Here is a 25,021-nt window from a genome sequence, read left to right on the forward strand (position 1 = left end):
TCTAATTTTTGCTAAAATAACCCAATAATATTTTTAAATTATATCAATCACTTTACTTAAATCCCAGTAATATGAAAAGAACATTTGCATTAATCCTGAGTGTTTTCCTTTGGGCGAGCACTTTACAGGCCCAAGAAGCGCAATACATGGTATTCGAATTTATCAATGTAAAAAATGATCAGCTTTTTGACTACATCGAATATAAAGATTTGATGGAAAAAGTTTATCGTCAAGCTCTAAATGATGGAAGAATTACTGGTTGGGATTTTTGGTCCCTTCAGTCCGGAGGACATGACAGCGAATTCCAACACATTATGGTGACTTATTACGACGACCCGGTGAACATGATGAACGGAATGGAAGAGGATAAATTGATCGAATATACGCGAATCGCTTATCCCCATCTTACTGAGGTACAAATAGCCTCAATGTTTCAGGATGCTCTGAATATGCGCGATATGCCGATGAGGCTTTACATGAAAGAAATCGTTTGTACCAATGATGACTTTGTGATGAAACCTGGCGTGCTAGCTTCATTTGATTTGATGAAAGCCGTGGAAGGAAGATTTGATGACTATGAGAAAGCCGAAATGAATGTGTTTCGACCCATCCATCAAAATAGAATTGAACAAGGTTTAATGGGGCATTGGAGCTTTTTACGGACAGCTTTACCTCTAGGCTCAGAAGCTAAATCCACACACTTGACCATGAATATGTACAAAGACTACATGCAGTTTTTTAATGGGCAGGCCTATGAGGACATGAATCAAGATGAGGCTCAGAGAAACGCTGTGAATGAAGGTTTGAACTCTCGTGACCAAAAATGGGTTTACTTAGCGACTTTAGAAAACGTAGTAAGATAGATAGTCCGGTTTTAGATTGAAGAAGAGGCTTTTGTTGAAAGCCTCTTTTTTTTGTCAAAATATAAGAATCCAACTATCCCAAAAACTGGCCCAATCGCCAATAGGGCCAAAATTTCCTGGATTTCAAGCTTTCCTAGAAGAAAATCTGCTAGCGCAATACTGAAAATAGTCAAGGCAAAGCCGGCGCAATTGACTAAGGTAAGTGCGGTTCCTTTAAACTCAGCTGGGACACTTTGTGCTACTAAAGTTGAAAATTGTGGAGAGTCTGCCGTTACCAGGATTCCCCAAATCAAGAGAAAACTAATCCATATCCAGATAGAACCTTCTGGAATTAGTAAGACTGCAAGACAGCAAATGCCTGATCCTGCCAAAGCAAACAATGCCACTGATCTACTTGAGTATTTTTCGGAAAACCAACCTCCAATCGCACAAGAAATTCCGCCTATACCTATTACTGAAAAGGCGATAAATGAGGTTAGATTTGAGGGATTGCTTCCATCTTGAAAATACAGAATGAGTGCCGGGCAAAATGCCCAAAAGGTGTATAACTCCCACATATGACCAAAGTAGCCTGTGGCAGCACTTTTTAAACTGTCAATCTTGAGAAGGCTAGGAATTAGGTTCCAATCAAATTGGCCCAGAGGTTTTCTGTAGGGTCCATCTGGGACAAAGAATCCAACCATTGCACCGCCAAGAATAGCAAATAAAGAGGTCGACCAGAAAATCAACTTCCATGAGACATTGAAGTCTAAGCTTGCTATCAAATGAGGGGATGCTGTTCCCAAAACCAAGGCTCCCACCAAGAAGCCTAGTGCCATCCCGAGGCCTTTTTCAAAGTAATCAGCCGCTATTTTCATCCCTACGGGATAGATTCCGGCAAGAAAAAATCCCACCAGGAATCTCCCTGAGATCAGCACCCAAAAGCTAGGTGGAATTACAGCCAAAAGTAAGTTGAAGGCCGCTGCCATCACAGCGCTGAAAAAGAAGACATCGGAAGGTTTGTACCGATCCGGGATAGAGAAAATAGCGAAAGTTAAAGTCCCAAGGATAAACCCAAATTGCACAGCAGAGGTGATCCAACCAATGAGATTTTCTTCACCCAAAACTGCACTAAACTGTGGAGCTGCGGCATTTCCAGCAAACCAAAGAGAGGTTCCCAAAAACTGGGCAATGACTATAATCTTCAATGCCTTTCTTTGGCTCATTTCCTTCATACTCCGCTTAGGATGCTACGGATACCATTGATTTCGTCTGCTGAAAATGTAGTATTCTCCACAGCCTTTACATTATCGTCGAGCTGTTCTGGTTTGGATACTCCCACTAAAACCGAAGTGATTCTCGGATCTTTCAAAAGCCAAGCAATCGCCATCTGGGCTAAGGATTGCCCGCGCTTTTCAGCAATTTCATTCAATTGACTAATGAGCTGAATCTTATCTGCCGAAATCTGATCTGTGCTAAGATATCTCCCGTCTTTGGCAGCACGTGAATCTTTTGGTATTCCTTTTAAATATTTACTGGTCAATAATCCTTGTTCCAAGGGAGAAAAGGCAATACTTCCTACTCCTTCATTTCCTAAGACATCCAAAAGTCCATTCTCTACCCATCGGTCTAGCATACTATATCTGGGTTGATGAATCAATAGGGGCGTTCCCAAATCCTTTAAAATCCCGATCGCCTTTTCAGTATCTTCTGCTGAATATTGGCTAATTCCAACATAAAGTGTCTTCCCCTGTCTCACCAAGAGGTCGAGGGCTCCCATGGTTTCTTCAAGCGGTGTCTCAGGATCAGGACGATGATGATAAAAAATATCCACGTAGTCCAAGCCCATGCGCTGAAGACTTTGATCGCAACTTGAAATCAAATATTTCTTCGAACCCCAGTTTCCATAAGGTCCTGGCCACATATCCCAGCCCGCTTTTGAAGAAATGAGCAATTCATCTCGTAGAGATGCAAAATCCTTTTTTAAGATTCTTCCAAAATTCTCCTCTGCAGACCCGAATGGAGGCCCATAGTTATTTGCCAAATCAAAGTGACAAATTCCCAGATCAAATGCTTTGCGAAGGATCTTTCTTCCTAAAGTAAAATCAGCATTATGTCCGAAATTGTGCCACAAACCAAGACTGATTTCAGGTAGTCGAATTCCACTTTTTCCTGATCTTCTGTACTTCATTTGATGGTAGCGATCTGACACTGGTTGATAGGGCAGTAGGGGATTATGTTCGTTGATATCCATGAAATTGAGATTTAGAGTTTATGAAAACCAGAGGTAGCCCGAAAATACAGCAATCAAACTAATCGCCATAAGCAATAGCCAAGATTTCCATAGGTAGGCCACCCAATGATTGTATTTAATATTTGCAGCAGCTAAGATAGCCATAATGGTACCGTTGGTTGGGGTCATCATATCCATGAGCGTTGTGGGATACTGATATGAGAGAACCCCGATCTGACGTGACATTCCCAAGAGATCAATCAATGGAGTCACCAAAGGCATTGTTAAAACAGCCTGTCCTGAGGCACTGGGGACCGGAATATGAATCAATGCCTGAGAGAGGTAAAGTCCTAGAATAGCAACCTGATTTGGGAGTTGTTCCAAGGGTTGAAATAACCCATGGATAATGGGATCAATTGCCATTCCTTGATTCAGAATTAAGTAAATAGCCTGAGCAAGACCGATAATCACCCCGGCAAAAATCATCTCCGAAAAACCTGCTGAGAATGTTCGAGCCGTGCCATTTAGCCCTAATCCTCCCACGAGTCCACAAGCAAAACCAATTACAAAGAATAAGATCCCCATTTGATTGTAATCCCATCCCTGTATGGCGACTCCGTAAACCATAAAGCCAATTCCTGACAACATCAAAGCAAGAATAACGCGATGAGCCCAGGTTATTTGTGGTTTTTGAACTTCTTCTGCTTGTTCATTAACGGACTTGGATTTACCATAACGGATATGATAAAAAACCCATAGGATTAGCGCAACGAGCAAAAACAAAATCCGGAAGACTATCCCTTCAGCTGGATCAACTTGAGCAATATCCATTGCGAGAAGTGAACCAAAGGGATTGAAAGGAGAAAAGGCTGCACCTAAAATGGAAGATCCAACGGAAATGCATACAATCGCCCTCAAATCATACCGGGTCTTATTAGCCAGAAGGATGAGGACTGGCATTAAGCCAATGAATTCCTCGGACATATAAAACACGGCCCCACAAAGTGCGCAGAATATACCCAAAATGTAGAATAGAATTTGTGGATTACTTCGGAAGGTATAGATCAAGGATTCGATTCCGGCCTTCAATGCACCTGTTTTTTCGATGACAAAAAATGCCCCTCCCAGCAGAAGAATAAGAACCAAAACATCAGCCCGGGCTACAATTCCATCAGGAATGGATACCAGCATGTCTACTAAACTGACGTCTACATCGGGAAGAACTTTATAACTTCCAGGTACTACAATTTCTCGTCCTGTATTCTCATCCAAAACTCGCTCGTAGCTTCCTGAAGGGATAAAGTATGTTGCTGCACCCGAGATAAAAATAAAAGAAAGGAGAATAATTATAGGATGCGGAAAAGTAAGCTTCATGTCTTTGTATTAGTAGGCATTATGAGGAGGTCTCTTTTATAAATTCCTGCTTTGGGTTTTTTGACACGTAGTCTTTTGGCAGATGCTTTTTTAAAGCTTTTATAAATAAGTGATAATCCACTGTAATCGTGTGTCTTGGAGTATTCACTTGCTTAAAATGTGGGTTTTCCACTTCCTTTTGGCACAGTTCAGCTATGTTTTCAGGTCTTTGCCACTCACCAGTCAGCTGCCTTGCCATGATCTTACTTTGGAGCTCGGCACCAGGCCAAATGCAGCCCAGTGGCTGAAACATTCCGATAAAAAACAGATTCTCATATTTTTCATGGAACATCTTTAGGTAAAGTGGAACGGGCCCTTTGCTGTAGTCTATAAAATCTTTTTCAAAAAACGGATGGCTGAGCCAATAGCCTGTACAGGCCACAATGGAATCAAACTCTTCTGTTTTCCCATCCTCAAAAATCACTTTCTTTCCATCAAATCGTTCAATATCCATTCGAGGCTTCACTTTGCCATGACGTATTTTATGAAGAAGTTCGTCATTGATGGTAGGGTGCGTTGCGCCGAAAGGCTCTGTAACGGGACGAAGTCCGTAGGCTTCATTATCTCCAATCATTATCTTGAGTAGAACTTGATTTAAACGCATTCTAAGCCATACTGGAAGCCATTTGGTTTGTTCGGCGACCTTGTCGGAAGGTTTTCCAAAAAAGAATTTGGGCACAATTCTATACCCTCTTCTCCAGCTTATTGCTGTTTTTTTGGATACTCTGGAAGTTTCCACTGCCACATCACAGGCAGAGTTTCCTCCACCGATGACCAACACCCGCTTTCCTTCAAAGGGAGCAGCCTTTTTGAAATGGTGGGAATGCAAAAATTCTCCGGTAAATGTTCCAGGATAATCAGGGTATCTTGGTTTCCAATGATGTCCGTTGCAAACGGCTAAATCAGTAAATATTTCTTTGCTTTCTACTCCGTCTTTTTCTGTAGTAATTTCCCAAGTTTGATCATCGATCCACTTGCAGGAGCGCACCATGGTACCAAAACGGATATATGGATAGAGGTTGAATTTTTTGGCGTAAGCTTGAAAATACCCCCTCAATTCATCGTGTGAGGGATAGTCTGAGGTTTCGGGATCAAATTCGTCAAAGGTAAAATCTTCGTATTGAGAAAGGGTTTTGGAGGAAATGATGTGGGTGGTTTCAAAAACGCTGGAATGGCTTTCAGATTCTGAGTAAATCCAATTTCCTCCCACCTCGGTATTTCGATCAAAGGCAACAGCGTCGAGTCCTTGATCCAATAAGTTTTTAAGAGCAGTGATTCCGGATGGGCCTGCACCTATTACTGCAATTTTACGCTTCATTCCATTTACTATTTCAGAGATTACTTTCGAGTAGTTTTCTATCCCATTTTGCCACTTTGGTAGCTGCATGGTAAGTAGAATCTAGAAATTCTAATAGCTTTTTTTGACCATCGGAAGATTTCTGTACCGCTTCATAGGGAAGCATAAATTCACCCAATTGCTCATTCCAATAGGCTTCTTTAGGTTTAACTTTTTCTTCCCTGTAAGCTTCGAGGTTTGGATAGATGTAGGCATAGAAAGAAGGAACAGGGAAATCTGCATTGCCCGGCCAAAAGCCTACACTGTAAAGTTCATGAGAATAGGCTTCCTGCATGATATTCAAGGGCATGTTTGGCATTTGACCTTGAAATTGAGGTGCTTTCTTTCCCGAAAAACGGGTATAAGCCAAATCAAAGGAGCCCCAAAAGAAATGAACAGGGCTACTTTTTCCACAAAATCCTTCACCAAATGCCAGGTATGTACCTTTGATACAGATCAATGCCTTCCAAAGGTTCTTCGCAGCGGCAGGATGATAGGGGAGTCGTTTTGTGTTTTTTTCGAATGGGATGGCTTCAGGAAGCTCATTGGGCTTGGTGTGGATTTTCACATGAATACCCAAATACTCCAGTTTTTCCATTAGTTGCTCATAGAAGCTTGCCACCGTTTGTCCGGCAAGTGCAAATCGATCCTGTCGGCCTGCACTTGTTTTTATTTTCAAATCGTGCCGATTGAAGTCAAATTTGATCTCAAATATGCCGCCCTCATAAGGAATTGGACCTGTGGTGAGTCCTTCTGCATTCACATAGAGCGTCACATGCCAAGAATGGTTTTTCCTCGGTGTTAATTTTAGTCGGACCTTCCCAACGATCTGCGTCCATTGATGAAGTAGCTGAAAAGTAGATTCACTCTCTTTATAATCGAGTACTGGCCACTGCATTCCTTTACCTGCCATAAAAATTCATTTTCACGTAATTTAGGAGAAATACAACAAGGATAAAATTACTTATGATTTAAATAATTTTCCTTTAGGATTTCCATTCCCCTGATCGCTTTTTCTGCAATATGTATGACCTGACTCCCAAAATAAGGGAGGTCTTGAGAAGGGTCTATCAAATAAATTTCGGCTCTTTTTGGCACAAAATCAATCAAACTTGCAGCGGGATAAACTTGCATGGAAGTTCCGATAATCAGAAAAATATCTACCTTCCGAACCAGTTCTATGGCAGGAAACATCATGGGTACAGGCTCACCAAACCATACCACATGAGGCCTTAATTGACTTCCCTTTTTACATTTGTCTCCGATATTTATATCACTGGTATTCAGTTCATAAACTAGTTTTGGGTCAAGTGAACTTTGGGCTTTGAAAAGCTCTCCATGAAGATGTAGCACCTTGGTAGATCCTGCTTGCTCATGAAGGTTGTCAATGTTTTGGGTAATGATGTCAACTTCATAATCTTTCTCCAAGTCTGCCAGTGCGACATGGGCATTATTTGGTTTACAACTCCGAGCTTGAATTCGGCGCTGATTGTAAAAGTCCAGCACCAATTCCATATTCTTTGCCCAACCCTCGGGAGAGGCCACCTCCATCACATCATATCCCTCCCAAAGTCCGCCTGAGTCTCTGAAGGTTTTGATTCCGCTTTCAGCAGAAATACCGGCACCAGACAATACAACAAGTCTTTTTTTCATTGGTCTTTCCAGGAAACTTCCTCTGGAAGGTAATCCAAAGGCATCAAATCTGCTACTTTTTCCCAAGCCATATATCCCTCAAACATCAACCCGAAAGTATCTGAATAGCTCCCATTGACATAAATTTCCAAAGTTTCCGTGATTTGATCAATGATACTAACTTGGGCTCCTCTTTGACTCACATAGGCACTGCCTGTGAAATTTTTTGATTCTTTTTCTCGGGTATAGGTGACTTGAAGAAAGTCTTCAATCTGAAGAAATACCCTGCCCAGACTATCTCTAGAGACAAAATTCTCAGGTTCCAAAGGTTGATTGATGAGCTGTCTGACGGTAGGAGAAAGCGGTTCCTTCATGATCAAATTGGTGATCAGTGAATCTCGCTTATCCTTGTCTGATTCTGTCTTGAGTAGTTCTTTGGCCAAAGCAATCTCCTCATCTGTGGGGCGCTCTGGATTAGGGATTTCTCGAATCAGCCTAAATTCATATCCTTCTTCCTCCGATTTATCATAATAAAGAGACTGCATCAAGTGCTGAATGCTACCATAATAAGCCTCTTTACGGTTTTTCTCCCAGCGTTTTTGTTGGGAACCCGTCGCTGTGGAATCAGAAATAAAGAGCGGATTTCCTCCATAGAGAATTTTACCCTCCTTTGTATTAAGGGTGAATTGGCTCAAAAGATATTCGATTTGGTATCCAAGGTTTTCATTTTGGATTTGAATCATGTCCTTAGCCTTCACTTGCAGTACGTCGGGGTCGGTTTCAGAGTCCATTAAAAGCACCTGCTCGTTCAGGATTGTCGTTTTTTCGGCATTTTCAGAAAGACCAATGAAATGCTGTTTGAATCGTGCAAGGTTTCTATACCAAATGGGGTCTCGTTCCTCCTCAACTTCTACCAATTCTAGGTCTTTTTCCACTGGTATAAGTTCAATTCTATAGCCATTTGGAGCTAAATTGCTGGTATTTATAGCAAATGTGATTGGTTCATAGCCAAGAAGGCGAGCGATTACTTCATAATTTCCACTAGGAATCTCAAGCTCAAATTCACCATCTAGATTTGCAGCTACTCCGTAAGTGGTGTTGGTTAAAAATATGGTGGCATAGGGGATAGGTTCCATGGTATTGGCTTCCACCACTCGCCCATAAAATTTATGCTGTCCCATGGCGAAACCCACACAAAAAAACAGGATGAACGAAAGAAGTATTTCTTTGCTCATCCCGTTCAAATTCCAAAAGCTACTTGGACTATTTCTTCTTTGCGAATCTACCGCCACGCTTTTTAGGTTCTGGCTGATTTTCGATAATATCGATCGTTTCGGCATAGGTTAAGTCCTCGGCAACTTTATCCTTTGGGATTTTATAATTATTCTTTCCAAACTTGATATAAGGTCCCCAACGTCCATTCAAAAGCTGGATTTCTGGATTTTCGTCAAAAGTCTTGATATGCTTTTTGGCATCTGCTTCTCGCTTGTCTTTAATTAACTGAATAGCTTCTTCTTCGGTTACGCTGAGCGGATCAATTTCTTTTGGAAGTGAAACAAAAGATCCATCATGACGCACATAAGGGCCAAATCGACCTATGGCTGCTACAATCTTTTTGTCTTCAAACATTCCTACGTCACGTGGCAATTTGAAGAGCTCCAGAGCATCCTCAATCGTCAAATTCTCAATAAACTGGCCTTTCTTCAGGCTGGCAAACTTTTTATCCTCATCCTCCGCATCTCCGATCTGCACCAGCGGTCCAAATCGACCAAGTCTAGCGGTAATTGGTTTGCCATTTTCTGGGTGATTTCCCAACAATCGGCTCGTGTTGAGATCTTCACGGGCCACAAGTTCAGTTTCCTCGACCCGGTGGTGAAACTTCCCATAAAAGTTGTCGATCATGTCTTGCCAAACCTTCCCGCCATTTGCGATATCGTCAAATTCTTTTTCTACTCGAGCGGTAAAGCTGAAGTCGATCACATTTGGAAAATGCTCCACAAGGAAATCATTCACCACCATGGCAATATTGGTAGGGAAAAGCTTTTGCTTCTCTGCTCCAGTTACTTCGGTCTTGACTTCTTCCGCAAATTTCCCATTGGCGATCACCATTTCGGTGTATTTTCTATCCTTTCCATCTCGAGATTCCTTAATCACGTAATCTCTTTTTTGGATGGTGGAGATGGTAGGAGCATAGGTGGAAGGTCTACCGATTCCAAGCTCTTCTAGTTTCTTTACAAGGGAAGCTTCGGTGTATCTTGGTGCTGGACGAGTAAAGGATTCTCTCCCTTTCATTTCCAGGAGGTTTAACACCTGGCCCAGTGACATTGGCGGCAAAAGCCCTTTTTCTGTCTGATCATCCTCCTCATTTTCGTCGTCGGTATCTTCAAGATAGACCTTAAGGAAGCCATCGAATTTGATTACTTCACCGTTAGCTACTAGATTTTGATCTTGGTTGGAAATGGCAATGGTTACCGTAGTTTTCTCGAGTTGTGCGTCTGCCATCTGTGAGGCTATGGCTCGCTTCCAAATCAATTCGTATAAACGCTGCTCATTCCGATCACCAGAAGCTTGTAGCGTTGAAAAGTCTGTGGGCCTGATGGCTTCATGAGCTTCTTGGGCACTATCTGATTTGCTTTTAAATTTTCTAGGCTGATGATATTGGTCACCATAAGACCCTGTAATCTCTTTTTCAGCGGAACTCATGGCGTCATTGGATAGATTCACACTATCGGTTCGCATATAAGTTATCTTACCCGCCTCGTACAGCTTTTGAGCCACAGACATGGTTTGAGCCACAGAAAAATAAAGTTTTCTACTGGCTTCCTGTTGTAGGGTAGAAGTAGTGAATGGAGGCGCAGGAGTTTTCTTCGCTGGCTTCTTTTCAAGGTTTGCTACGCTAAACTCAGCAGAAAGACAGCCCTTGAGAAACTCCTCAGCCTCCTCCTTGGTCTCAAATTTCTTTGGAAGCTCTGCTTTGAAAGATTTTCCATCTGCTGAAAATTGAGCAGTGATTCGAAAGCTAGATTTCGCTTCGTGCTTCTCAATTTCGCGCTCGCGTTCTACAATGAGTCGAACTGCCACAGATTGAACCCGTCCGGCCGAAAGTCCTGTTTTTATTTTTTTCCAAAGAATAGGAGAGAGCTCAAAACCTACGAGTCTATCCAAGATTCTTCTGGCTTGTTGTGCATTGACTAAATCATAATCAATCCCTCGTGGATTTTCGATGGCTTTGGTAATGGCATTCTTGGTGATTTCCCGAAAGACAATACGCTTGGTGTTTTCATCTTTAAGGTTCAACACCTCTTTTAAATGCCAAGAAATGGCTTCTCCTTCACGGTCATCGTCACTCGCTAGGTAGATGGTCTCGGCATCTTTTACTAGTTTTTTGAGATTTTTGATCACCTCCTTTTTATCGGCAGTGACTTCATAGGTTGGCGCAAATCGATTGGCCTTGTCAATGGCTTTGTCACCCTTTGGCAAATCCCGAACATGTCCATATGAAGATGCTACTTTGTAGTCCTTTCCCAAGTAACCTTCTATGGTTTTTGCTTTGGCGGGGGACTCGACGATGACTAGATTTTTGGACATAAAAAAGGAAATTTAAATGGACTTCTGGGTCACTTGGACAAGTCAAAAATAGACGGCATTGTTTTCTCGTCCAAATATTAAAATTTTATGTCGATTCTTTTGGAGGAGTTTTTGCGCTCTATTCTGATCAAAATCGTATAAAAAACCTGCAATGAAAAAGCTCTTTTTATTAAGACATGGGGAGGCCGGATTTTCGGATGGTATGGATCATGAGCGAAACCTGACTGCTGCTGGGGTAGAGCAACTCAAACGTCTGAGCAGCAAGCTTTCTGAGGAGATCGATGAAATTGATTTACTGCTATGCTCCACTGCTAACCGAACGGTGCAGACTGCGGATTTAATTGCCTCGACAATCCCCATTCATCATAAAGAATTCACAAGAGAGATTTATGAGGGCAATTTAAATGTCTTGATTAATTTATTGTCAAATGTTCCCAAATCGGTGAATTCCTGTCTTTTGGTTGGACATAATCCCATCATTTCCTTGTTGCTTTCGCACCTTTCCGGATTGAGCTATCAAAATATGAGTCCAGGGACCTTTGCTCAATTAGAGATGGTGTTGGATACTTGGGATCTTATCGGAGCCGACACTTTTATTCTAAAAGAAATCAATTCTTGATCTCCCTTTCTCCCTGTTCAAAAAAAGAGGCAGTCTCATAAATGGTTAATGTCAGCCTGAGCGGAGTCGAAGGCTTTTTTAGCTTTCTGGGACACATTTCGATTCCGGATAATTAAAGGATCCAAAGTGTAAAACTTCAATTTTTGGACAACCCCTTTTTAGATTTGCTTTAGAAATTTCAAAAATCCGTGTTTGGACCCTTTAATTTCATTTCTTTGATCCAGATATTTTTATACAAAACACTATATCCTTCAGCCTGAAGCTTGAGTCCGCCTGGAGTATCCGTAATACCCTTTCCGCCATCATTTCCTCCGTCCAAACCGGAATTAGGTCCACCCCAGACTTGCTGAATTTCTTTGTCTTCATGGATTTTTACTCCATTGAAATAAACCGTGGCACGAGGTTTCTCTACCAATTTCCCATCTTTGAATCGGGCAGCTCGAAACATGATATCGTAGGCATTCCATTCTCCTACACCCTTGTACATTTCCTTAGTTGGCAAATGCTCATTAATCAAAGCGGCCATGCCATGAAGTCCATAATCTCCATCCAAAACCTGGATTTCATATCTATTCTGAAGATAAACACCGGAGTTTCCTCCCTCCTCAGTGACCATAAATTCGACATGAGCTCTGAAATCGCGGAATTTATCTTTCGTTACAATATCCGCTGCTCCATATTTTCCGCCTTTACCTGCTGGGTCATTGCTGCTGATGACCGGATCACCTGTAATTGGGTCCTTCGCTTCTGGCCATTTGATCGGCATTTCGGAAGAGAATCTCGGGCCTTCCCAGTATTCCCAATTTTGATCGAGCATGGCTTTAGTCCCATCGAGATATAGTTTTGCACCTTTAATTGGCGGAGTTCCTACTCCCACTTGGGCAAATAGAAGGCTAGAAGTCAGGAGAAATACGAATAATAGTGTAGCTTTTTTCAAAAGAATAGTCTGAGGCATAATGGGTTTTCTTAATGATAATATCATGAATATAAGATAATGGACTTAGAATATTTTGGGGATTCCCTAAATTTAGGAAACAAATCTTTTTGAAATGAAATGGCAAGGTAGACGTCGAAGTCAAAATGTAGAAGATCGCAGAGGTCAAAGCGCTCGTGGCTCTAGCAGTGGGATGAATCCATTGGTATTGATGTCTCTCTTTAAATTTTTGTTTTCTAAAACAGGCCTCGTCGTTGTGGGGATTGTCATTGTTTTATCAATTGTCACCGGGATCAATCCGCTTTCATTTATAGGAAATATGGCTGGGGGCTCCAGTCCACTTTCCAATACGACTGTACCTTACCAGCCCACAGCAGAGGAGGATATGTTAGCCGCGTTTTGTGCAACTATCCTTGCTGATACTGAAGATGTATGGAATAAACTGATCGATAATTACCGGGAACCGACATTGGTTATTTTTACTAATTCTGTTTCCTCGGCATGCGGAATGGCCTCTAGTGCATCGGGTCCATTTTATTGTCCTGCGGACGAAAAACTTTACATCGATCTCAGTTTTTTCCAAGAAATGGAAGACAAACTCAATGCACCTGGAGATTTTGCACAGGCTTATGTCATTGCTCATGAAGTGGGACATCACGTGCAAAATATTCTAGGAATCTCTGGAGAAGTTCAGCAAATGCGTGGAAAAGTAAGCCAAACCGAATACAATGAGTATTCTGTGCGATTAGAACTACAGGCAGATTTCTTAGCAGGAGTTTGGGCTAATCATAGTCAAAGAAGTGCAGCCATGATGGAAAAGGGAGATCTAGAAGAGGCGCTCAATGCGGCCAATGCGATCGGTGATGACCGTCTGCAAAAGCAGGCCACGGGGAGGGTGGTCCCAGATTCTTTCACTCACGGTACGTCGAAACAGCGCATGAAATGGTTTTCCAAAGGTTTCGCAACAGGTGATCTTAAGCAGGGAGATACATTTAGCGCAAAGGATCTCTGAGATAAAGCCAGAAATTAGATGGGGTAGTGAAGGTTTATTTGCATATCGGAATACCAATTGCATGGTTCAGTATTAAATTATGGGTATATCCGCTTTTCCGCCAGTATAGATCTGCAGGTAACAAATAATAAGCTAACTCGAGTTTTTAAGCGACTTCGGTCATCGGTCATCTGTCATCCATTCAGTCAAACAAAGAAAATAAGCCTACTGGCATGATTGCAGAGAGTCATATTAAATTAACTCAATACCAAAGAAACACTCTTGATGCCGAGCGCCAAGGTCACTAGCCAAATGATTACTCCAACAAACATCGCAGATGTGGAAGTTTTGTACTCACCCATATGCTCTTTCTGATAAGCAATCCAAAGAATCCAACCGCTCACTAAAGGTAAAAGAATCCCATTGGCTAGTTGTGCCAAAACAATCAGTTGGATAGGCTTGATTCCCAGCGAGGAGAAGAGAATTCCACACAGCACGACAAGAATCATAATAGTTCGCATAGCTTTGGAAGAGACTTCTTGACTCCATCCTAAGAGGCCACACACCACCAAACCTGTAGCAAGTGGCGCTGTGAGGGAGGAAGTAATCCCTGCACCGATTAGTCCGATCCCCATCATATATTTTGCCCAGCTGCCAAAGACACTTTCCAAACCTTTGGACACATCTACCGCATTGGTGATTTCCTGCCCCATATTTGAAGCGCCTACGATCATGATGGCCATAGACACTAATCCTCCTAAAACCACAGCCACCCAAATATCCAAGCGCATTTTGCCAATTTCATGAGTGCTATTCCATTTCTTTTTTGCCAAACTAGCATAGAGGAAAAGGTTGTAGGGGACCACCGTAGTCCCGACTAAGGAAGCGATGGTCAATAGGTTTTTAGCATTCGGGTTAGGGATGAAACCAGATAAAATCTGACTGAAACTTGGAGCCGTAATAAGTGCGGCAGCGAAAAATGCAAGTGAAAGAATGATGACTAGACCGACGAGCAGACGCTGTAGGATTTGAAAAGAGCCAAACCAAAGCAGGATTAGGGTAAATATTCCGATGGATAAATTGGCCAAATTCAATTCAAATGATCCGATATACTCAGTTTTCAATGACCAAATCACGTCCACACCTAAGGCAGCACCTGTCAGATTTCCAGATTCGTATGCAGCATTTCCAAGGCCAATGGCCAGTAAAACCAAGGGGATAGCGAAAAATTTGTAGAGTGCTTTGTCCTTTTGGAATCGAATTAATTCACTCAGGTCCATTTTGGTAACCATACCTATTCTTCCTGAATTTTCCTGTAGGATAGCAGTGATGAGGATGGAGAGTACCATGGCCCAGATCAGCTCTGTACCAAACTTAGCGCCAGCAAGAGTACAAACAGTGACCGTACCTGGCCCGATAAATGCAGCTGCAATAATGGGCCCTGGCCCGATGGATTGGAAGATTTTCTTTAAGTTCAAGCCTTATGTTTTTGGAAAAATAGAGAATTGACCTAGTTTTCGCATGATGATCGACTCATTTATATTGATCCTTGTTTTATGAAGGTATTTAAAAGAATTTTAAAGGTAGTTGCTTGGCTTTTTTTAGTCTTGATTTTTTTCTTGATCCTACTTTATCGATCAGATCTGTCTCCTGAATACATCGAATCAAAATATAAGACTCCAGAGTCTACGTATGTGAATATCGATGGGCAGAATATTCATGTTCGTTTTATGGGCGAAGGGGAGCCCATATTTCTCCTGCATGGAAGTTTTTCTTCCTTGCATACTTGGGAGCGTTGGCAGCAAGAATTGAGTCCTTACTTTCTGACGATTTCACTTGATTTTCCCGGCCATGGGCTCACGGGACCAAATGAGCTGAAGGCGTACTCGGTGAGTGATTATAGCCTTTTGGTTCAGCGACTCGCAGAGAAACTGGGTTTGGACGAATTTCACTTGGCGGGCAACTCCATGGGGGGAGCTGTGGCCTTGCAAATAGCGAGCGATAGACCAGATTTGGTCAAAAGTCTGAACCTTGTGAATTCGGCGGGTGCTCCCGCTATTAGACCCGAACCAAGACAATTAAATGAAAAAGAGCCCCAAAAGAGTGGTGGTGCGTGGATTTTTAAAGTGGCTCGAAATCCTGTTTTCTCGAAGTTACTGCTCAAGTGTACACCGAAATTCCTTTTCCGAATGAATATGAAAGAAGTATACTTTGACGAATCGAAGATTTCGGATGAGGTGATTGAGCGCTATTTTGAATTGATGCTTCGAGAAGGAAATAGACAGGCAACCTTGGATCGACTTACTGGACCTAGAGGCTCTTCGGTTGACTTTTCTAGGCTGAATATGCCCACCCTGATCACTTGGGGCGAATTTGATCGCTGGATAAATGTTCAGAACGGATATCGGCTTCAGGAGTCCATTCCGGGTTCCAAATTGAAGGTCTTTTCAAATGCCGGGCATGTGCCTATGGAAGAAATTCCGACGGAATCTGTCGCAGAATATTTGGGTTTTTTAGGGGTGGAAATCAGAAACGATTACTTTTCAGCTCCTAAAATGATTACCCATGCCGACTGACATTTTGTTGTATTTCGTCCTTTTCCTTCAGCTTGCCCTGATTATTTTCATTTTTGTTCGAGGTAATTCTAGACGCAGTGAAGATACCCTGAGACAAGAATTAGCTGGTTTTAGAAAAGAAATCTCAGATCAAATGGAACAAGTTCGGGAGTCATTTGCCAAGGGCTTGACGGCTCAGTTTTCACTTGTTTTTGAAAGTTTGGATAGGGCTGCTAACAATCAAAATGAAGCCTTAAAGGATTTTGGAAGGCTTTTTCAAGAGAATATCAAAGAGTTTAATGCATTGCAAAAAGAGCGATTCACGGATTTGACTGCAAGTCAAAAAGAATTACTGTCCAGTACCGAATTGAGGTTGGAAAAAATCCGAGAAACGGTAGATGAGAAACTGCAAAAGACCCTTGAGGCGAGACTAGGGCAGTCTTTTGAAATGGTGAGTAAGCAATTGCAAGCTGTGCAAAAAGGGCTAGGAGAGATGCAAAGTCTTGCCCATGGAGTTGGGGATTTGAAGAAAGTCCTGAGTAATGTAAAGAGTCGAGGGGTACTGGGTGAGTATCAGCTTCAAGCGATCTTGGAAAATGTGTTAAGTCCAGAGCAGTATGAAGTCAATGCCTTGATAGGGACGCATAGTCGAGATCGAGTAGAGTTTGCAATCAAGATGCCAGGAGATCAATTTCCGGTTCTTTTGCCGATCGATGCTAAATTTCCACAAGAACCCTATCTGAGACTCGTAGACGCCTACGAATTGGGGGATCTTGCCGGTATTGCCACCTATCGCCAAGAGCTTTTTCAAGCTATTCGGAAATCAGCGATGGACATTCGTCAAAAGTATGTGCATCCTCCTCATTCCACTGATTTTGGAATACTCTTTCTTCCAATGGAAAGCCTCTATGCCGAGGCTCTTCGTGAGCCCGGTTTTGTACAAAAAATCCAGCAGGAGCATCAAGTAATTATTACAGGACCGACCACTCTTTCAGCGCTATTAAATAGTTTACAAATGGGCTTTAAAACCTTGGCAATACAGAAAAGAAGTTCAGAGGTGTGGCAGATTCTTGGGGCAGTCAAAGGGGAATTTTCAAAATTTGGTGAGCTTTTGGAAAAGACTCAAAAGAAACTCAACGAGGCTAATACCGAGCTGGACAAGCTAGTGGGTACTCGCACGAGAGTAATTCAGAGAAAGCTCAAGGATGTGGAGGAAATGTCTGGCGATGAGGGGAGTAAACTGCTAGATAGTTGAGCTTTAAAAAGATCAATTTTGGTTAATTATTGAATTTTTAGCCAGCTCTAGTGTTTAGGAAAGTATATCAATCAAAAAGAAATGTCTTAAAGACTGATTAACATGTAGAAAGATGTTAATTTTGGCCTTTAATTCACTCATCAAACCTACATGGGGAGAAATATTGTAATTGCGGGTGCTGGGGATATGGGTTACCATCTGGCTGAGCAATTAAGTTACGACAACAAGGATATCATTCTCGTTGATACCGACCGAGAGGTTTTGGATTATGTATCTTCCAAGCTGGATGTATTGACAGTACAAGGGGATGCGAGTTCATTTGAAGTATTACAACGCGCGAATGTAGACAATGCAAGCATGGTGCTGGCTGTCACCACTTCCGAGAAAACCAATCTAGTTACGGCAATTTTAGCCAAGCAATTGGGTGCCAAGCGAGTTATGGCCCGGGTACGGAATCATAGCTACCTTTCCGAAGAAAATATCAAGTACTTTGAAAATGTCGGGATCGATAATTTGATTTCGCCAACGATGCTGTGTAGTCGCGAGATTTTCAACATGATCGAAAACTCGAGTTTTACGGAGGTTTTTGATTTTGGTGGAGGTAAACTTAATATCGTCGGGATTACACTTGACAAATCCAACTCACTGGTGGATCAGCGAATCATGGATACGAAGTCTAATCCTATCTTCGATGACATTCGCATTATCGCCATTCTCAGGGACCAAAAGACCATTATTCCACGAGGAAGTACGATTATTCGTAATAATGACCACGTTTTTTTCATTTCAAACAAAAAGAACACCGAGAGTATCCTCGAATTGCTAGGGCAGAAAAAGGTTCAGGTCAAAAATGTCATGATTATCGGTGGAGATGATATGGCCCTGAATACTGCTTTGAGGCTAGAGGATAAGTTCCGCGTGACCTTAGTCAATAAGGATAAGGAACGCTGTAAGTGGCTTGCTGAGCATCTAAAAAACACCTTGGTCATTACAGGCGACTACAAGAATATTGAGTTGCTCATGGAAGAAGGTTTGGAGCAAATGGATGCCTTCCTCGCACTTACTGATTCTTCCGAGACGAATATTATTACCAGCCTTTCGGCCAAAAATCATGGCGTATACAAAACTATTGCACACGTAGATACTCGCGAGTACATTCATATTTCACATAGTATTGGGGTGGATTCCCTGATCAATAAAAAACTGGTAGCGGCTAACGAAATTTCCCGATACCTCAAAAAAGGAACCGTAGAGGCTGTTTCCGGCATCTATGGTGTGGATGCTGAATTTATCCAGTATAGCGTCTGCAAGAATAACAGACTGACGAAATACCCCTTGCGTGAGCTTCACTTTCCCGATACGGCGATCGTGGCAGGTGTGATTCGCGGTGAAGAAGTCATTATTCCAGATGGTGACTTTATCCTAAATATCAATGATAAAGCCATTGTTTTGGCTTTGCCGCAGGCTAGACTTGCCTTGGAAAAACTTTTCCACTAAGCATGATTCACTTTAAAGAAATTGCCAAAATCATGGGAGCACTTATGGTGCTCATTGGGCTATTGATGCTTCCTGGAGCATTTTTTTCCATTTATTACGGAGAGAGCCCATTTTCTATTTTGGTTTCGGCTTTCATTTCTTTGATTATTGGCTTGATTTTCTTTTTCTCCTTTTCAAAGGATGATCGAAATATCAGAAAGAGAGAAGGTTATTTGATTGTCAGCTTGAGCTGGCTGGTAATGACCATTTTCGGGATGCTGCCCTATCTTTTAAGCAAGGAAATTCCTACTGTTTATGATGCCATTTTCGAGACTCTTTCAGGGTTGACGACTACAGGAGCTTCAATTTTAACAGATATTGAAGCCATGCCGAAGGGATTGCTCTTTTGGAGAAGTATGACCCAATGGATTGGTGGTTTGGGAATTATCGTTTTGACGGTTGCTATTTTCCCACTTTTGGGAATTGGTGGTATTGAGCTATTCGTAGCCGAATCTCCCGGTCCAACTTCAGATAAAGTACACCCTCGAATTTCAGAAACTGCAAAGCGACTTTGGTATGTCTATGTGGGCTTGACGCTCTTGGCGATGCTCTTGTATTGGATAGGGGGAATGACATTTTTCGACGCCATCAATCATGCATTGACCACTTTGGCCACAGGAGGTTTCTCTACCAAAAATGCCAGTATGGCCTATTATGATTCGGCCTTCATTCAGTACACGGCGATATTCTTTATGTTTTTGGCAGGCACGAACTTCACCATTATCTACTTTGGATTGTTGGGTAAGTTTAAGCGGGTTTTCCAGAGTGATGAGTTTAAAACCTATGCTTTTGCGCTGCTAGGAATCGCGGTGATTCTCTATTACCCGATGTTTGCAAAGGGCGGAGCGTCTGCCGAGGAGGCTTTTAGAAACTCTCTTTTTCAGGTAGTATCCTTGGTGACGACTACCGGCTATGTGACGGATGATTATACCCAATATGGAGAAGGAGTAACCTTTATCTGCTTTATGCTATTGTTTTTGGGAGGTTCGGCAGGTTCCACGGCAGGTGGTATCAAATTCGTTCGACACCTGACCTTCATCAAAAACTCTTGGCTTGAGTTTAAGCGTCTCGTGCATCCTAGGGCTATCGTACCACTTCTGATCAATGGCGATCGAGTAACTGGACGAATTATCACCCATATCATGAATTTCCTGTTGATTTACCTCCTCACTTTTGTGTTGGGTGCTTTGGTACTTTCTCTTGCGGGATACGATTTGCAGACTTCTTTGGGAGCGGTGGCGACTACTTTGGGGAATGTGGGACCGGCAATTGGTATGGTAGGTCCAGTGGATAATTTTGCCTTTTTCTCACCTTTTGCTAAGATCTTCCTGTCCTTCATCATGCTTTTGGGAAGATTGGAATTGTTCACCATCCTCATCCTATTTACTCCATTTTTCTGGAGAGCAAATTAATCTTGAATTTCAAAGCCAGCCTGAATCTTAGCTATTCGGTCTTCAATGCTTTCTGAGGAAATAGTTGTTCGGCTGAGTCGATCCACCATGATTGGGAATGAGAAAGGTGTGAATTGCACAGGTCTTTTGACTACGATTTTCTGACGATTGATTTTATTCAAAGCGTCCACGAGTTTATCTTCCTCCATCTGATCATTGATCGCTTCATTCTGTGCTTGTTTGAGGAGGAGATTATCTGGATCATAGGTTTCAAATACTTGAAAAAGCAAGCTGGAATTTGATTGAATATGCTTAAATGTCATGGGTTTACCGGGATATCCTTGAAATACCAATCCAGAGATTCCCGCAATTTCTCTGAATTTCCTTCGAGCCATCTCGCTTTCATTCACGCAGCTCAGAATATCTTCTTTGACATTTTTCACTGTAAATAAATCCTCAGCCAGCAATTCCTCTACATCCATGTACGTGTCCGACAGCAACTCAAAGCCATAGTCATTCATAGCGATACTGAATGACACTGGGTAGCTTACACTGATTCGATAGGCTACCAAGGCACTCATTAATTCATGAATCATTCTGCCCTCAAAGGGGTAGAAAAACAAATGGAAGCCCTCTTTTGATTGATGACTTTCAATCAGAAATGTATTCTGATTTGGAACAATGGACAGTTTGGATTGTAGATCCAAAATAGGAAGTACTTCGCGGACCTCGTCAGATTCTACTTTTCCATTGTTATAGTCCTCAAGAATTTCACGGATTTTGTCTGCGAGTTTGGAGGAAAGAGACATTCTAGCACCCATCCAGCTCACCACATTGCTGGTTTTCTTTTCGGAAACCTTCACAAGGGCGTTCATATCTTTCACTTGCAAAAGTTGCAGACTGCGCCCGGCAAAAAAGAAGCGATCTCCAACTTTCATTTTAGCAATGAAGTATTCTTCAACTGTACCCAAGAAAGCTCCATTTTTAAATTTCACCTTTAGCATGGCTTCAGACACGATGGTACCCATCGAAAGCCTATGCTTCATGGCAATTCGCTTGCTCGTAACTTGATAAAGTCCTCCTTCTAGAATATCTACCTTTTGGAAGTCTTCATAGCTGCCTAGTGAATCTCCTCCTTTGGTGATAAAGTCAAGAATCCATTGCATCTCCGCCCAGGACAGTTTGTCATAGGCATGGGTCTTTTTGAGAATAGGATATATTTCCTCTGGAAAAAATCCGTCTCCCACTGCCAGAGTTACCAGAAACTGTACCAGCACGTCATAGCAAAGGGTAGGGGCTTTTTGAATTTCAAGATCCTTTTCTTCTATGGCATTTCGAAGCGCCGCTGCTTCGATCAGTTCCAGACTATTCGTTGGAACAAAATAAGCTTCAGATGGAAGTCCTGGCTGATGCCCAGCTCTACCAGCACGTTGGATAAATCGGGAAACTCCCTTGGGGCTGCCGATCTGAATGACCCGATCCACTGGGCGAAAATCTACACCCAGATCCAAGCTCGAGGTACAAACCACTAATTTTAATCTTCCTTCATGGAGAGCTTGCTCTACCCATGATCTCACTTTCATGTCCAGTGAGCCATGGTGCATGGCTATCCACCCGGCCCATTCTGGTTTGGCTTCAAGAATTTTTTGATACCAGATTTCAGTTTGGGAGCGCGTATTGGTAAATAAGAGGCCCGTTCGCCCTGCTTCTATGATTGGAATAACCTTGTCCAACATCCGGATGCCCAAGTGGCCGGCCCAGGGATATTTTTCAATTTCGTCAGGGAAAACAGAATGAATCAAAATCTCTTTCTCCAAATTGGCTTTGACAGTGTGCAAGGGGAGGTCGTTGCCCAGAAGGACTTTTCCTGCTTGCTCCAAATTTCCCAAAGTAGCAGAAATGGCCCAGCGCTTGAATTGATTCGGACAAATCGCCTGAATGTAGGCTAAGGCCAGTTGAACTTGGACTCCACGCTTGTTTCCTACCAACTCATGCCACTCATCTACGATCACAGATTTGATGTTGGTAAAGAGCTTTTTATGATCCTTTTGTGAAATAAGGACATGAAGTGTCTCTGGTGTGGTGATCAGGCATTCAGGGGGATTTCGTTTGAGTGCAGCACGGGTTTTGGCATCTGTGTCTCCATTTCGCACGGCCACTTTCCACGGCAATCCTATGGCCTGACATACTTCCTCCATTGCCAGTTGGATATCTTGTGCCAAAGCACGTAATGGTGACACCCAAATGACTTGGATCCCATTTTTTTTGGAACTTTGCCAAGTCTCTGGATGATCACGAATATATTCTAAAATGACTGGGAACCATAGGGCGAAGGTTTTTCCCGAACCTGTAGGCGCATTGAGCAAACCAGATTTTCCATCTAGATAATCAATCCAGGTTTGAATCTGAAAGTCAAAAGGTTTCCATCCTTTACGGGCAAAATACCCTAGACCAATTTTTAAGCGATTATCCTCCATAAAGATTCAAAAGGTCTTTTAAGTCTTGAAGGGTATTGGCCTCCTCTTTGGGTTTGTCTTTTCTCCATCTGGATATTCGTGGAAATCTTAGGGCGATGCCACTTTTATGTCTGGGGCTGGCTTGGATTCCTTCGAATGCAATTTCAAAGACTAATTCGGCCTTGACTGTTCGGACTGGCCCAAAACGCTCTCGGGTATTCTTTTTCACGAAGGAGTCTACCTCCTTCATTTCGGCATCCGTGAGTCCAGAGTATGCTTTTGCAAAGGGAACAAGCTGATCATTATCCCAGACGGCTAAAGTATAATCGCTGTATAAATCTGCTCGACGACCATGGCCTTTTTGGGCATAGATCATCACTCCATCCACTGTCAATGGATCAATTTTCCATTTCCACCATCCTCCTTTTTTTCTACCTACTTCGTAAAAGGATGATTTTTCTTTGAGCATAAACCCTTCGGCAAAATACTTTCTCGATTCCTCCCTGAGTTCGGTCAGATCATCCCAGCTTTCGGATTGAATTTCTTTCGAAAGCGCAAGATTTGGATGTGCAATATCATTGGCTAATTTGCTGAGAATTCCTCGCCTTTCATGCAGTGCTCTCTGCCTGAGATCGGTTGATTCAAATTCGAGCAGGTCATATCCAATCAGACTCACAGGGGCATCATTTAGCAGCTTTTTACCCACAGATTTTCTCCCAATTCTAGTTTGGAGCAAATTAAAGGGCAATGGACTTCCGTCACGATAGGCTATAATTTCCCCATCAATCACTGTTCCGTCCGGCAGGTTTTCAGCCATTTCTACCAACTCAGGAAACTTTTCATTCACCAATTCTTCGCCTCTACTCCAGATAAAAACTTCTCCCTCCCTCTTGATCACTTGCCCTCGAATGCCATCCCATTTCCATTCTACTTGCCAAGCTGATACTTCACCTAAGGTCTGAACCTCCTTTTCCAAGGGATGAGCAAGGAAAAATGGATAGGGTTTGGAAATATTTTCTTTACTCTTCTCCAAGTCGAAAAGCTCGTCAAAACTAACCTGCTCCGGGTCCCAGTTTCCCATCAAGGCATGGGCTACCGTTGATTTGTCCATATTTAGATGTTCGGCTAAAGCACGAGTCATTAGATTTTGACTGACACCAATCCGGAATCCACCAGTAAGGATTTTATTGAAAATAAAGCACTCAGTTTTATCGAGCATGTCCCATGCTTTTTTTACTGCATGCTCTTTTTCTATATCTGATGCGTCTTTAAGGCTTGAAAGGAAATTGATCCACTGGGTTAGGCTTTGTTCTGTTGGATTTTTGGGATGGGGTAAAAGTAGAGAAATCGTTTCTGCCAAATCACCAACGCTATGGTATGATTCATCAAAAAGCCAGTTAGGAATTCCAGAGCTATTTTGACACCATTCTCGAAGTTGTTTGGTACTAATTTGTCGCTTAGGTCTGCGATGTGTAAACAAGGCAATCGCCCATACTTTATCTTCATCTGAGGCCGAATTTAAAAAATGACTCAGCGCTTCCAATTTATCCTTGGTCTTGTTGGATTGGTCTAGTGCTGAAATCAGTCGGGCGAAGTGAAGCATTTCTTTAAAATTACCCTCAATTTTAGATTTTGTTTACTTTTTAGGCAAATTGCATCAGTGACTAAGCACACAGAACAAATTTCCCGCTTAATTCGTTATTTTTCGTGATATGAAAAAATTAATCTACCTCATTCCTTTGGTGCTTTTGATCGTTTCTTGCAATAAAGATTCTGAACAACGAGGATATAAAAATAGTGTTCGATTTGAGCTGTTTCAAAGTAGCGACTTTGAATACACTGGATTTCTAGAAGTTTTTGAGCTTAATGATGGCAAAGTAAGAATGGATATTCAACTGACTGGTGCTAATTCACCTAGTCTTGATTTTCCCGCTCACCTTCATTTTGGTGCTTATGACGCTCCTGTGGCAGAAATTGCTGCTATGCTTAATCCGATAAATGGATCTGACTTGAAGAGTAGCACCATTCTACCAACTTTAGCAGACGGCGAGGTCCTTTCTTTTGAGGATTTCCAATCATTTGATGGGCATATCAAAATTCATCTTGCAGCTGAAGGTCCCGATTATGAGGTTATTTTGGTCTCTGGAAACATTGGATCTAATTACACGGCAGGACTTGGTTTTGATATGGATAAAATCACAACATGCAGTCCAAAATAAAAATCTAAAAGGCAAAAAAAA

Annotated in this window: 20 protein-coding genes; 8 read left to right on the forward strand and 12 right to left on the reverse strand. The window is 42.2% G+C overall.

What is annotated here, in order from left to right:
- The first annotated feature begins 71 nt into the window (after positions 1–71).
- Positions 72–863, forward strand: coding sequence for a hypothetical protein (locus tag ACFOSV_RS12295; RefSeq protein WP_377906312.1), 792 nt, complete (start codon positions 72–74; stop codon positions 861–863).
- Positions 864–874: 11 nt separating this feature from the next.
- Here ACFOSV_RS12295 and ACFOSV_RS12300 read toward each other — a convergent pair whose 3' ends face one another.
- The 8 genes from ACFOSV_RS12300 to topA are packed head-to-tail and all read right to left on the reverse strand — an operon-like array spanning position 875 to position 11,044.
- Positions 875–2,068 carry an MFS transporter gene (locus ACFOSV_RS12300; protein WP_377906313.1) on the reverse strand — a complete coding sequence of 398 codons (1,194 nt, stop codon included), beginning with the start codon at positions 2,066–2,068 and terminating at the stop codon, positions 875–877.
- A gap of 5 nt (positions 2,069–2,073) precedes the next feature.
- Complete coding sequence (gene mgrA, locus ACFOSV_RS12305; protein WP_377906314.1) at positions 2,074–3,096, reverse strand: L-glyceraldehyde 3-phosphate reductase; 1,023 nt, start codon at positions 3,094–3,096, stop codon at positions 2,074–2,076.
- A gap of 18 nt (positions 3,097–3,114) precedes the next feature.
- Positions 3,115–4,449, reverse strand: a complete 1,335-nt coding sequence (locus ACFOSV_RS12310) for a YfcC family protein (protein WP_377906315.1) — start codon at positions 4,447–4,449, stop codon at positions 3,115–3,117.
- A 19-nt stretch (positions 4,450–4,468) separates the two neighbouring features.
- The gene (locus ACFOSV_RS12315; protein WP_377906316.1) at positions 4,469–5,875 is read right to left on the reverse strand and encodes a flavin-containing monooxygenase; all 1,407 of its coding nucleotides are present in this window, start codon (positions 5,873–5,875) and stop codon (positions 4,469–4,471) included.
- Positions 5,820–6,737 (reverse strand): DUF5996 family protein, encoded by a 918-nt coding sequence (locus ACFOSV_RS12320; RefSeq protein WP_377906317.1) that lies wholly within the window; start codon positions 6,735–6,737, stop codon positions 5,820–5,822. Before ACFOSV_RS12320 ends, ACFOSV_RS12315 begins: the two co-directional genes overlap by 56 nt.
- 47 nt (positions 6,738–6,784) lie before the next feature.
- A complete protein-coding gene (locus ACFOSV_RS12325) occupies positions 6,785–7,477 on the reverse strand; it encodes an SIR2 family NAD-dependent protein deacylase (protein ID WP_377906318.1) in 693 nt (230 codons plus the stop codon).
- Positions 7,474–8,748, reverse strand: coding sequence for a carboxypeptidase-like regulatory domain-containing protein (locus ACFOSV_RS12330; protein ID WP_377906319.1), 1,275 nt, complete (start codon positions 8,746–8,748; stop codon positions 7,474–7,476). The genes ACFOSV_RS12325 and ACFOSV_RS12330 overlap by 4 nt, the downstream gene beginning before the upstream one ends.
- A complete protein-coding gene (topA, locus tag ACFOSV_RS12335; RefSeq protein WP_377906320.1) occupies positions 8,720–11,044 on the reverse strand; it encodes a type I DNA topoisomerase in 2,325 nt (774 codons plus the stop codon). The genes ACFOSV_RS12330 and topA overlap by 29 nt, the downstream gene beginning before the upstream one ends.
- A gap of 151 nt (positions 11,045–11,195) precedes the next feature.
- Here topA and ACFOSV_RS12340 point away from each other — a divergent pair, with 151 nt between their 5' ends.
- Positions 11,196–11,663 (forward strand): SixA phosphatase family protein, encoded by a 468-nt coding sequence (locus ACFOSV_RS12340; protein ID WP_377906321.1) that lies wholly within the window; start codon positions 11,196–11,198, stop codon positions 11,661–11,663.
- A gap of 178 nt (positions 11,664–11,841) precedes the next feature.
- On the opposite strand, the gene ACFOSV_RS12345 is transcribed toward ACFOSV_RS12340, so the two are convergent.
- Positions 11,842–12,645 carry a 3-keto-disaccharide hydrolase gene (locus tag ACFOSV_RS12345; RefSeq protein WP_377906322.1) on the reverse strand — a complete coding sequence of 268 codons (804 nt, stop codon included), beginning with the start codon at positions 12,643–12,645 and terminating at the stop codon, positions 11,842–11,844.
- A 67-nt stretch (positions 12,646–12,712) separates the two neighbouring features.
- Here ACFOSV_RS12345 and ypfJ point away from each other — a divergent pair, with 67 nt between their 5' ends.
- On the forward strand, positions 12,713–13,609 hold the full coding sequence (ypfJ, locus tag ACFOSV_RS12350; RefSeq protein WP_377906323.1) for a KPN_02809 family neutral zinc metallopeptidase: 897 nt from the start codon (positions 12,713–12,715) through the stop codon (positions 13,607–13,609).
- Positions 13,610–13,845: 236 nt separating this feature from the next.
- Here the strand turns inward: ypfJ and ACFOSV_RS12355 are convergent, their stop codons facing one another.
- Positions 13,846–15,066: an NRAMP family divalent metal transporter gene (locus ACFOSV_RS12355; protein ID WP_377906324.1), complete on the reverse strand. Its 1,221-nt coding sequence runs from the start codon at positions 15,064–15,066 to the stop codon at positions 13,846–13,848.
- A gap of 78 nt (positions 15,067–15,144) precedes the next feature.
- On the opposite strand from ACFOSV_RS12355, the gene ACFOSV_RS12360 reads away from it, so the two are divergent.
- The 4 genes from ACFOSV_RS12360 (at position 15,145) to ACFOSV_RS12375 (ending at position 20,346) form a co-directional block, all read left to right on the forward strand.
- Positions 15,145–16,164, forward strand: a complete 1,020-nt coding sequence (locus tag ACFOSV_RS12360) for an alpha/beta fold hydrolase (RefSeq protein WP_377906325.1) — start codon at positions 15,145–15,147, stop codon at positions 16,162–16,164.
- Positions 16,154–17,398, forward strand: coding sequence for a DNA recombination protein RmuC (locus tag ACFOSV_RS12365; protein WP_377906326.1), 1,245 nt, complete (start codon positions 16,154–16,156; stop codon positions 17,396–17,398). Before ACFOSV_RS12360 ends, ACFOSV_RS12365 begins: the two co-directional genes overlap by 11 nt.
- A gap of 150 nt (positions 17,399–17,548) precedes the next feature.
- Positions 17,549–18,895 (forward strand): Trk system potassium transporter TrkA, encoded by a 1,347-nt coding sequence (gene trkA / locus ACFOSV_RS12370; protein WP_377906327.1) that lies wholly within the window; start codon positions 17,549–17,551, stop codon positions 18,893–18,895.
- A gap of 2 nt (positions 18,896–18,897) precedes the next feature.
- Positions 18,898–20,346: a TrkH family potassium uptake protein gene (locus ACFOSV_RS12375; protein ID WP_377906328.1), complete on the forward strand. Its 1,449-nt coding sequence runs from the start codon at positions 18,898–18,900 to the stop codon at positions 20,344–20,346.
- Here ACFOSV_RS12375 and ACFOSV_RS12380 read toward each other — a convergent pair.
- Complete coding sequence (locus ACFOSV_RS12380) at positions 20,343–22,802, reverse strand: ligase-associated DNA damage response DEXH box helicase (protein WP_377906329.1); 2,460 nt, start codon at positions 22,800–22,802, stop codon at positions 20,343–20,345. The genes ACFOSV_RS12375 and ACFOSV_RS12380 overlap by 4 nt on opposite strands.
- Positions 22,792–24,384, reverse strand: a complete 1,593-nt coding sequence (locus ACFOSV_RS12385; RefSeq protein ID WP_377906330.1) for an ATP-dependent DNA ligase — start codon at positions 24,382–24,384, stop codon at positions 22,792–22,794. The genes ACFOSV_RS12380 and ACFOSV_RS12385 overlap by 11 nt, the downstream gene beginning before the upstream one ends.
- A 109-nt stretch (positions 24,385–24,493) precedes the next feature.
- Between ACFOSV_RS12385 and ACFOSV_RS12390 the strand changes: the two genes are divergently transcribed.
- Positions 24,494–25,000 (forward strand): hypothetical protein, encoded by a 507-nt coding sequence (locus tag ACFOSV_RS12390; RefSeq protein WP_377906331.1) that lies wholly within the window; start codon positions 24,494–24,496, stop codon positions 24,998–25,000.
- The last annotated feature ends 21 nt before the right edge of the window (positions 25,001–25,021 follow it).

This window comes from Algoriphagus namhaensis, from assembly GCF_042649705.1.
In the GTDB taxonomy this organism is placed as follows: domain Bacteria; phylum Bacteroidota; class Bacteroidia; order Cytophagales; family Cyclobacteriaceae; genus Algoriphagus; species Algoriphagus namhaensis.

What these genes read in the sequence shown, in the direction of transcription:
- ACFOSV_RS12295 (WP_377906312.1), top strand. Translation starts at nt 72, where the DNA reads ATGAAAAGAACATTTGCATTAATCCTGAGTGTTTTCCTTTGGGCGAGC.
- ACFOSV_RS12300 (WP_377906313.1), bottom strand. Translation starts at nt 2,068, where the DNA reads ATGAGCCAAAGAAAGGCATTGAAGATTATAGTCATTGCCCAGTTTTTG.
- mgrA (WP_377906314.1), bottom strand. Translation starts at nt 3,096, where the DNA reads ATGGATATCAACGAACATAATCCCCTACTGCCCTATCAACCAGTGTCA.
- ACFOSV_RS12310 (WP_377906315.1), bottom strand. Translation starts at nt 4,449, where the DNA reads ATGAAGCTTACTTTTCCGCATCCTATAATTATTCTCCTTTCTTTTATT.
- ACFOSV_RS12315 (WP_377906316.1), bottom strand. Translation starts at nt 5,875, where the DNA reads ATGCAGCTACCAAAGTGGCAAAATGGGATAGAAAACTACTCGAAAGTA.
- ACFOSV_RS12320 (WP_377906317.1), bottom strand. Translation starts at nt 6,737, where the DNA reads ATGGCAGGTAAAGGAATGCAGTGGCCAGTACTCGATTATAAAGAGAGT.
- ACFOSV_RS12325 (WP_377906318.1), bottom strand. Translation starts at nt 7,477, where the DNA reads ATGAAAAAAAGACTTGTTGTATTGTCTGGTGCCGGTATTTCTGCTGAA.
- topA (WP_377906320.1), bottom strand. Translation starts at nt 11,044, where the DNA reads ATGTCCAAAAATCTAGTCATCGTCGAGTCCCCCGCCAAAGCAAAAACC.
- ACFOSV_RS12340 (WP_377906321.1), top strand. Translation starts at nt 11,196, where the DNA reads ATGAAAAAGCTCTTTTTATTAAGACATGGGGAGGCCGGATTTTCGGAT.
- ACFOSV_RS12345 (WP_377906322.1), bottom strand. Translation starts at nt 12,645, where the DNA reads ATGATATTATCATTAAGAAAACCCATTATGCCTCAGACTATTCTTTTG.
- ypfJ (WP_377906323.1), top strand. Translation starts at nt 12,713, where the DNA reads ATGAAATGGCAAGGTAGACGTCGAAGTCAAAATGTAGAAGATCGCAGA.
- ACFOSV_RS12360 (WP_377906325.1), top strand. Translation starts at nt 15,145, where the DNA reads ATGAAGGTATTTAAAAGAATTTTAAAGGTAGTTGCTTGGCTTTTTTTA.
- ACFOSV_RS12365 (WP_377906326.1), top strand. Translation starts at nt 16,154, where the DNA reads ATGCCGACTGACATTTTGTTGTATTTCGTCCTTTTCCTTCAGCTTGCC.
- trkA (WP_377906327.1), top strand. Translation starts at nt 17,549, where the DNA reads ATGGGGAGAAATATTGTAATTGCGGGTGCTGGGGATATGGGTTACCAT.
- ACFOSV_RS12375 (WP_377906328.1), top strand. Translation starts at nt 18,898, where the DNA reads ATGATTCACTTTAAAGAAATTGCCAAAATCATGGGAGCACTTATGGTG.
- ACFOSV_RS12380 (WP_377906329.1), bottom strand. Translation starts at nt 22,802, where the DNA reads ATGGAGGATAATCGCTTAAAAATTGGTCTAGGGTATTTTGCCCGTAAA.
- ACFOSV_RS12385 (WP_377906330.1), bottom strand. Translation starts at nt 24,384, where the DNA reads ATGCTTCACTTCGCCCGACTGATTTCAGCACTAGACCAATCCAACAAG.
- ACFOSV_RS12390 (WP_377906331.1), top strand. Translation starts at nt 24,494, where the DNA reads ATGAAAAAATTAATCTACCTCATTCCTTTGGTGCTTTTGATCGTTTCT.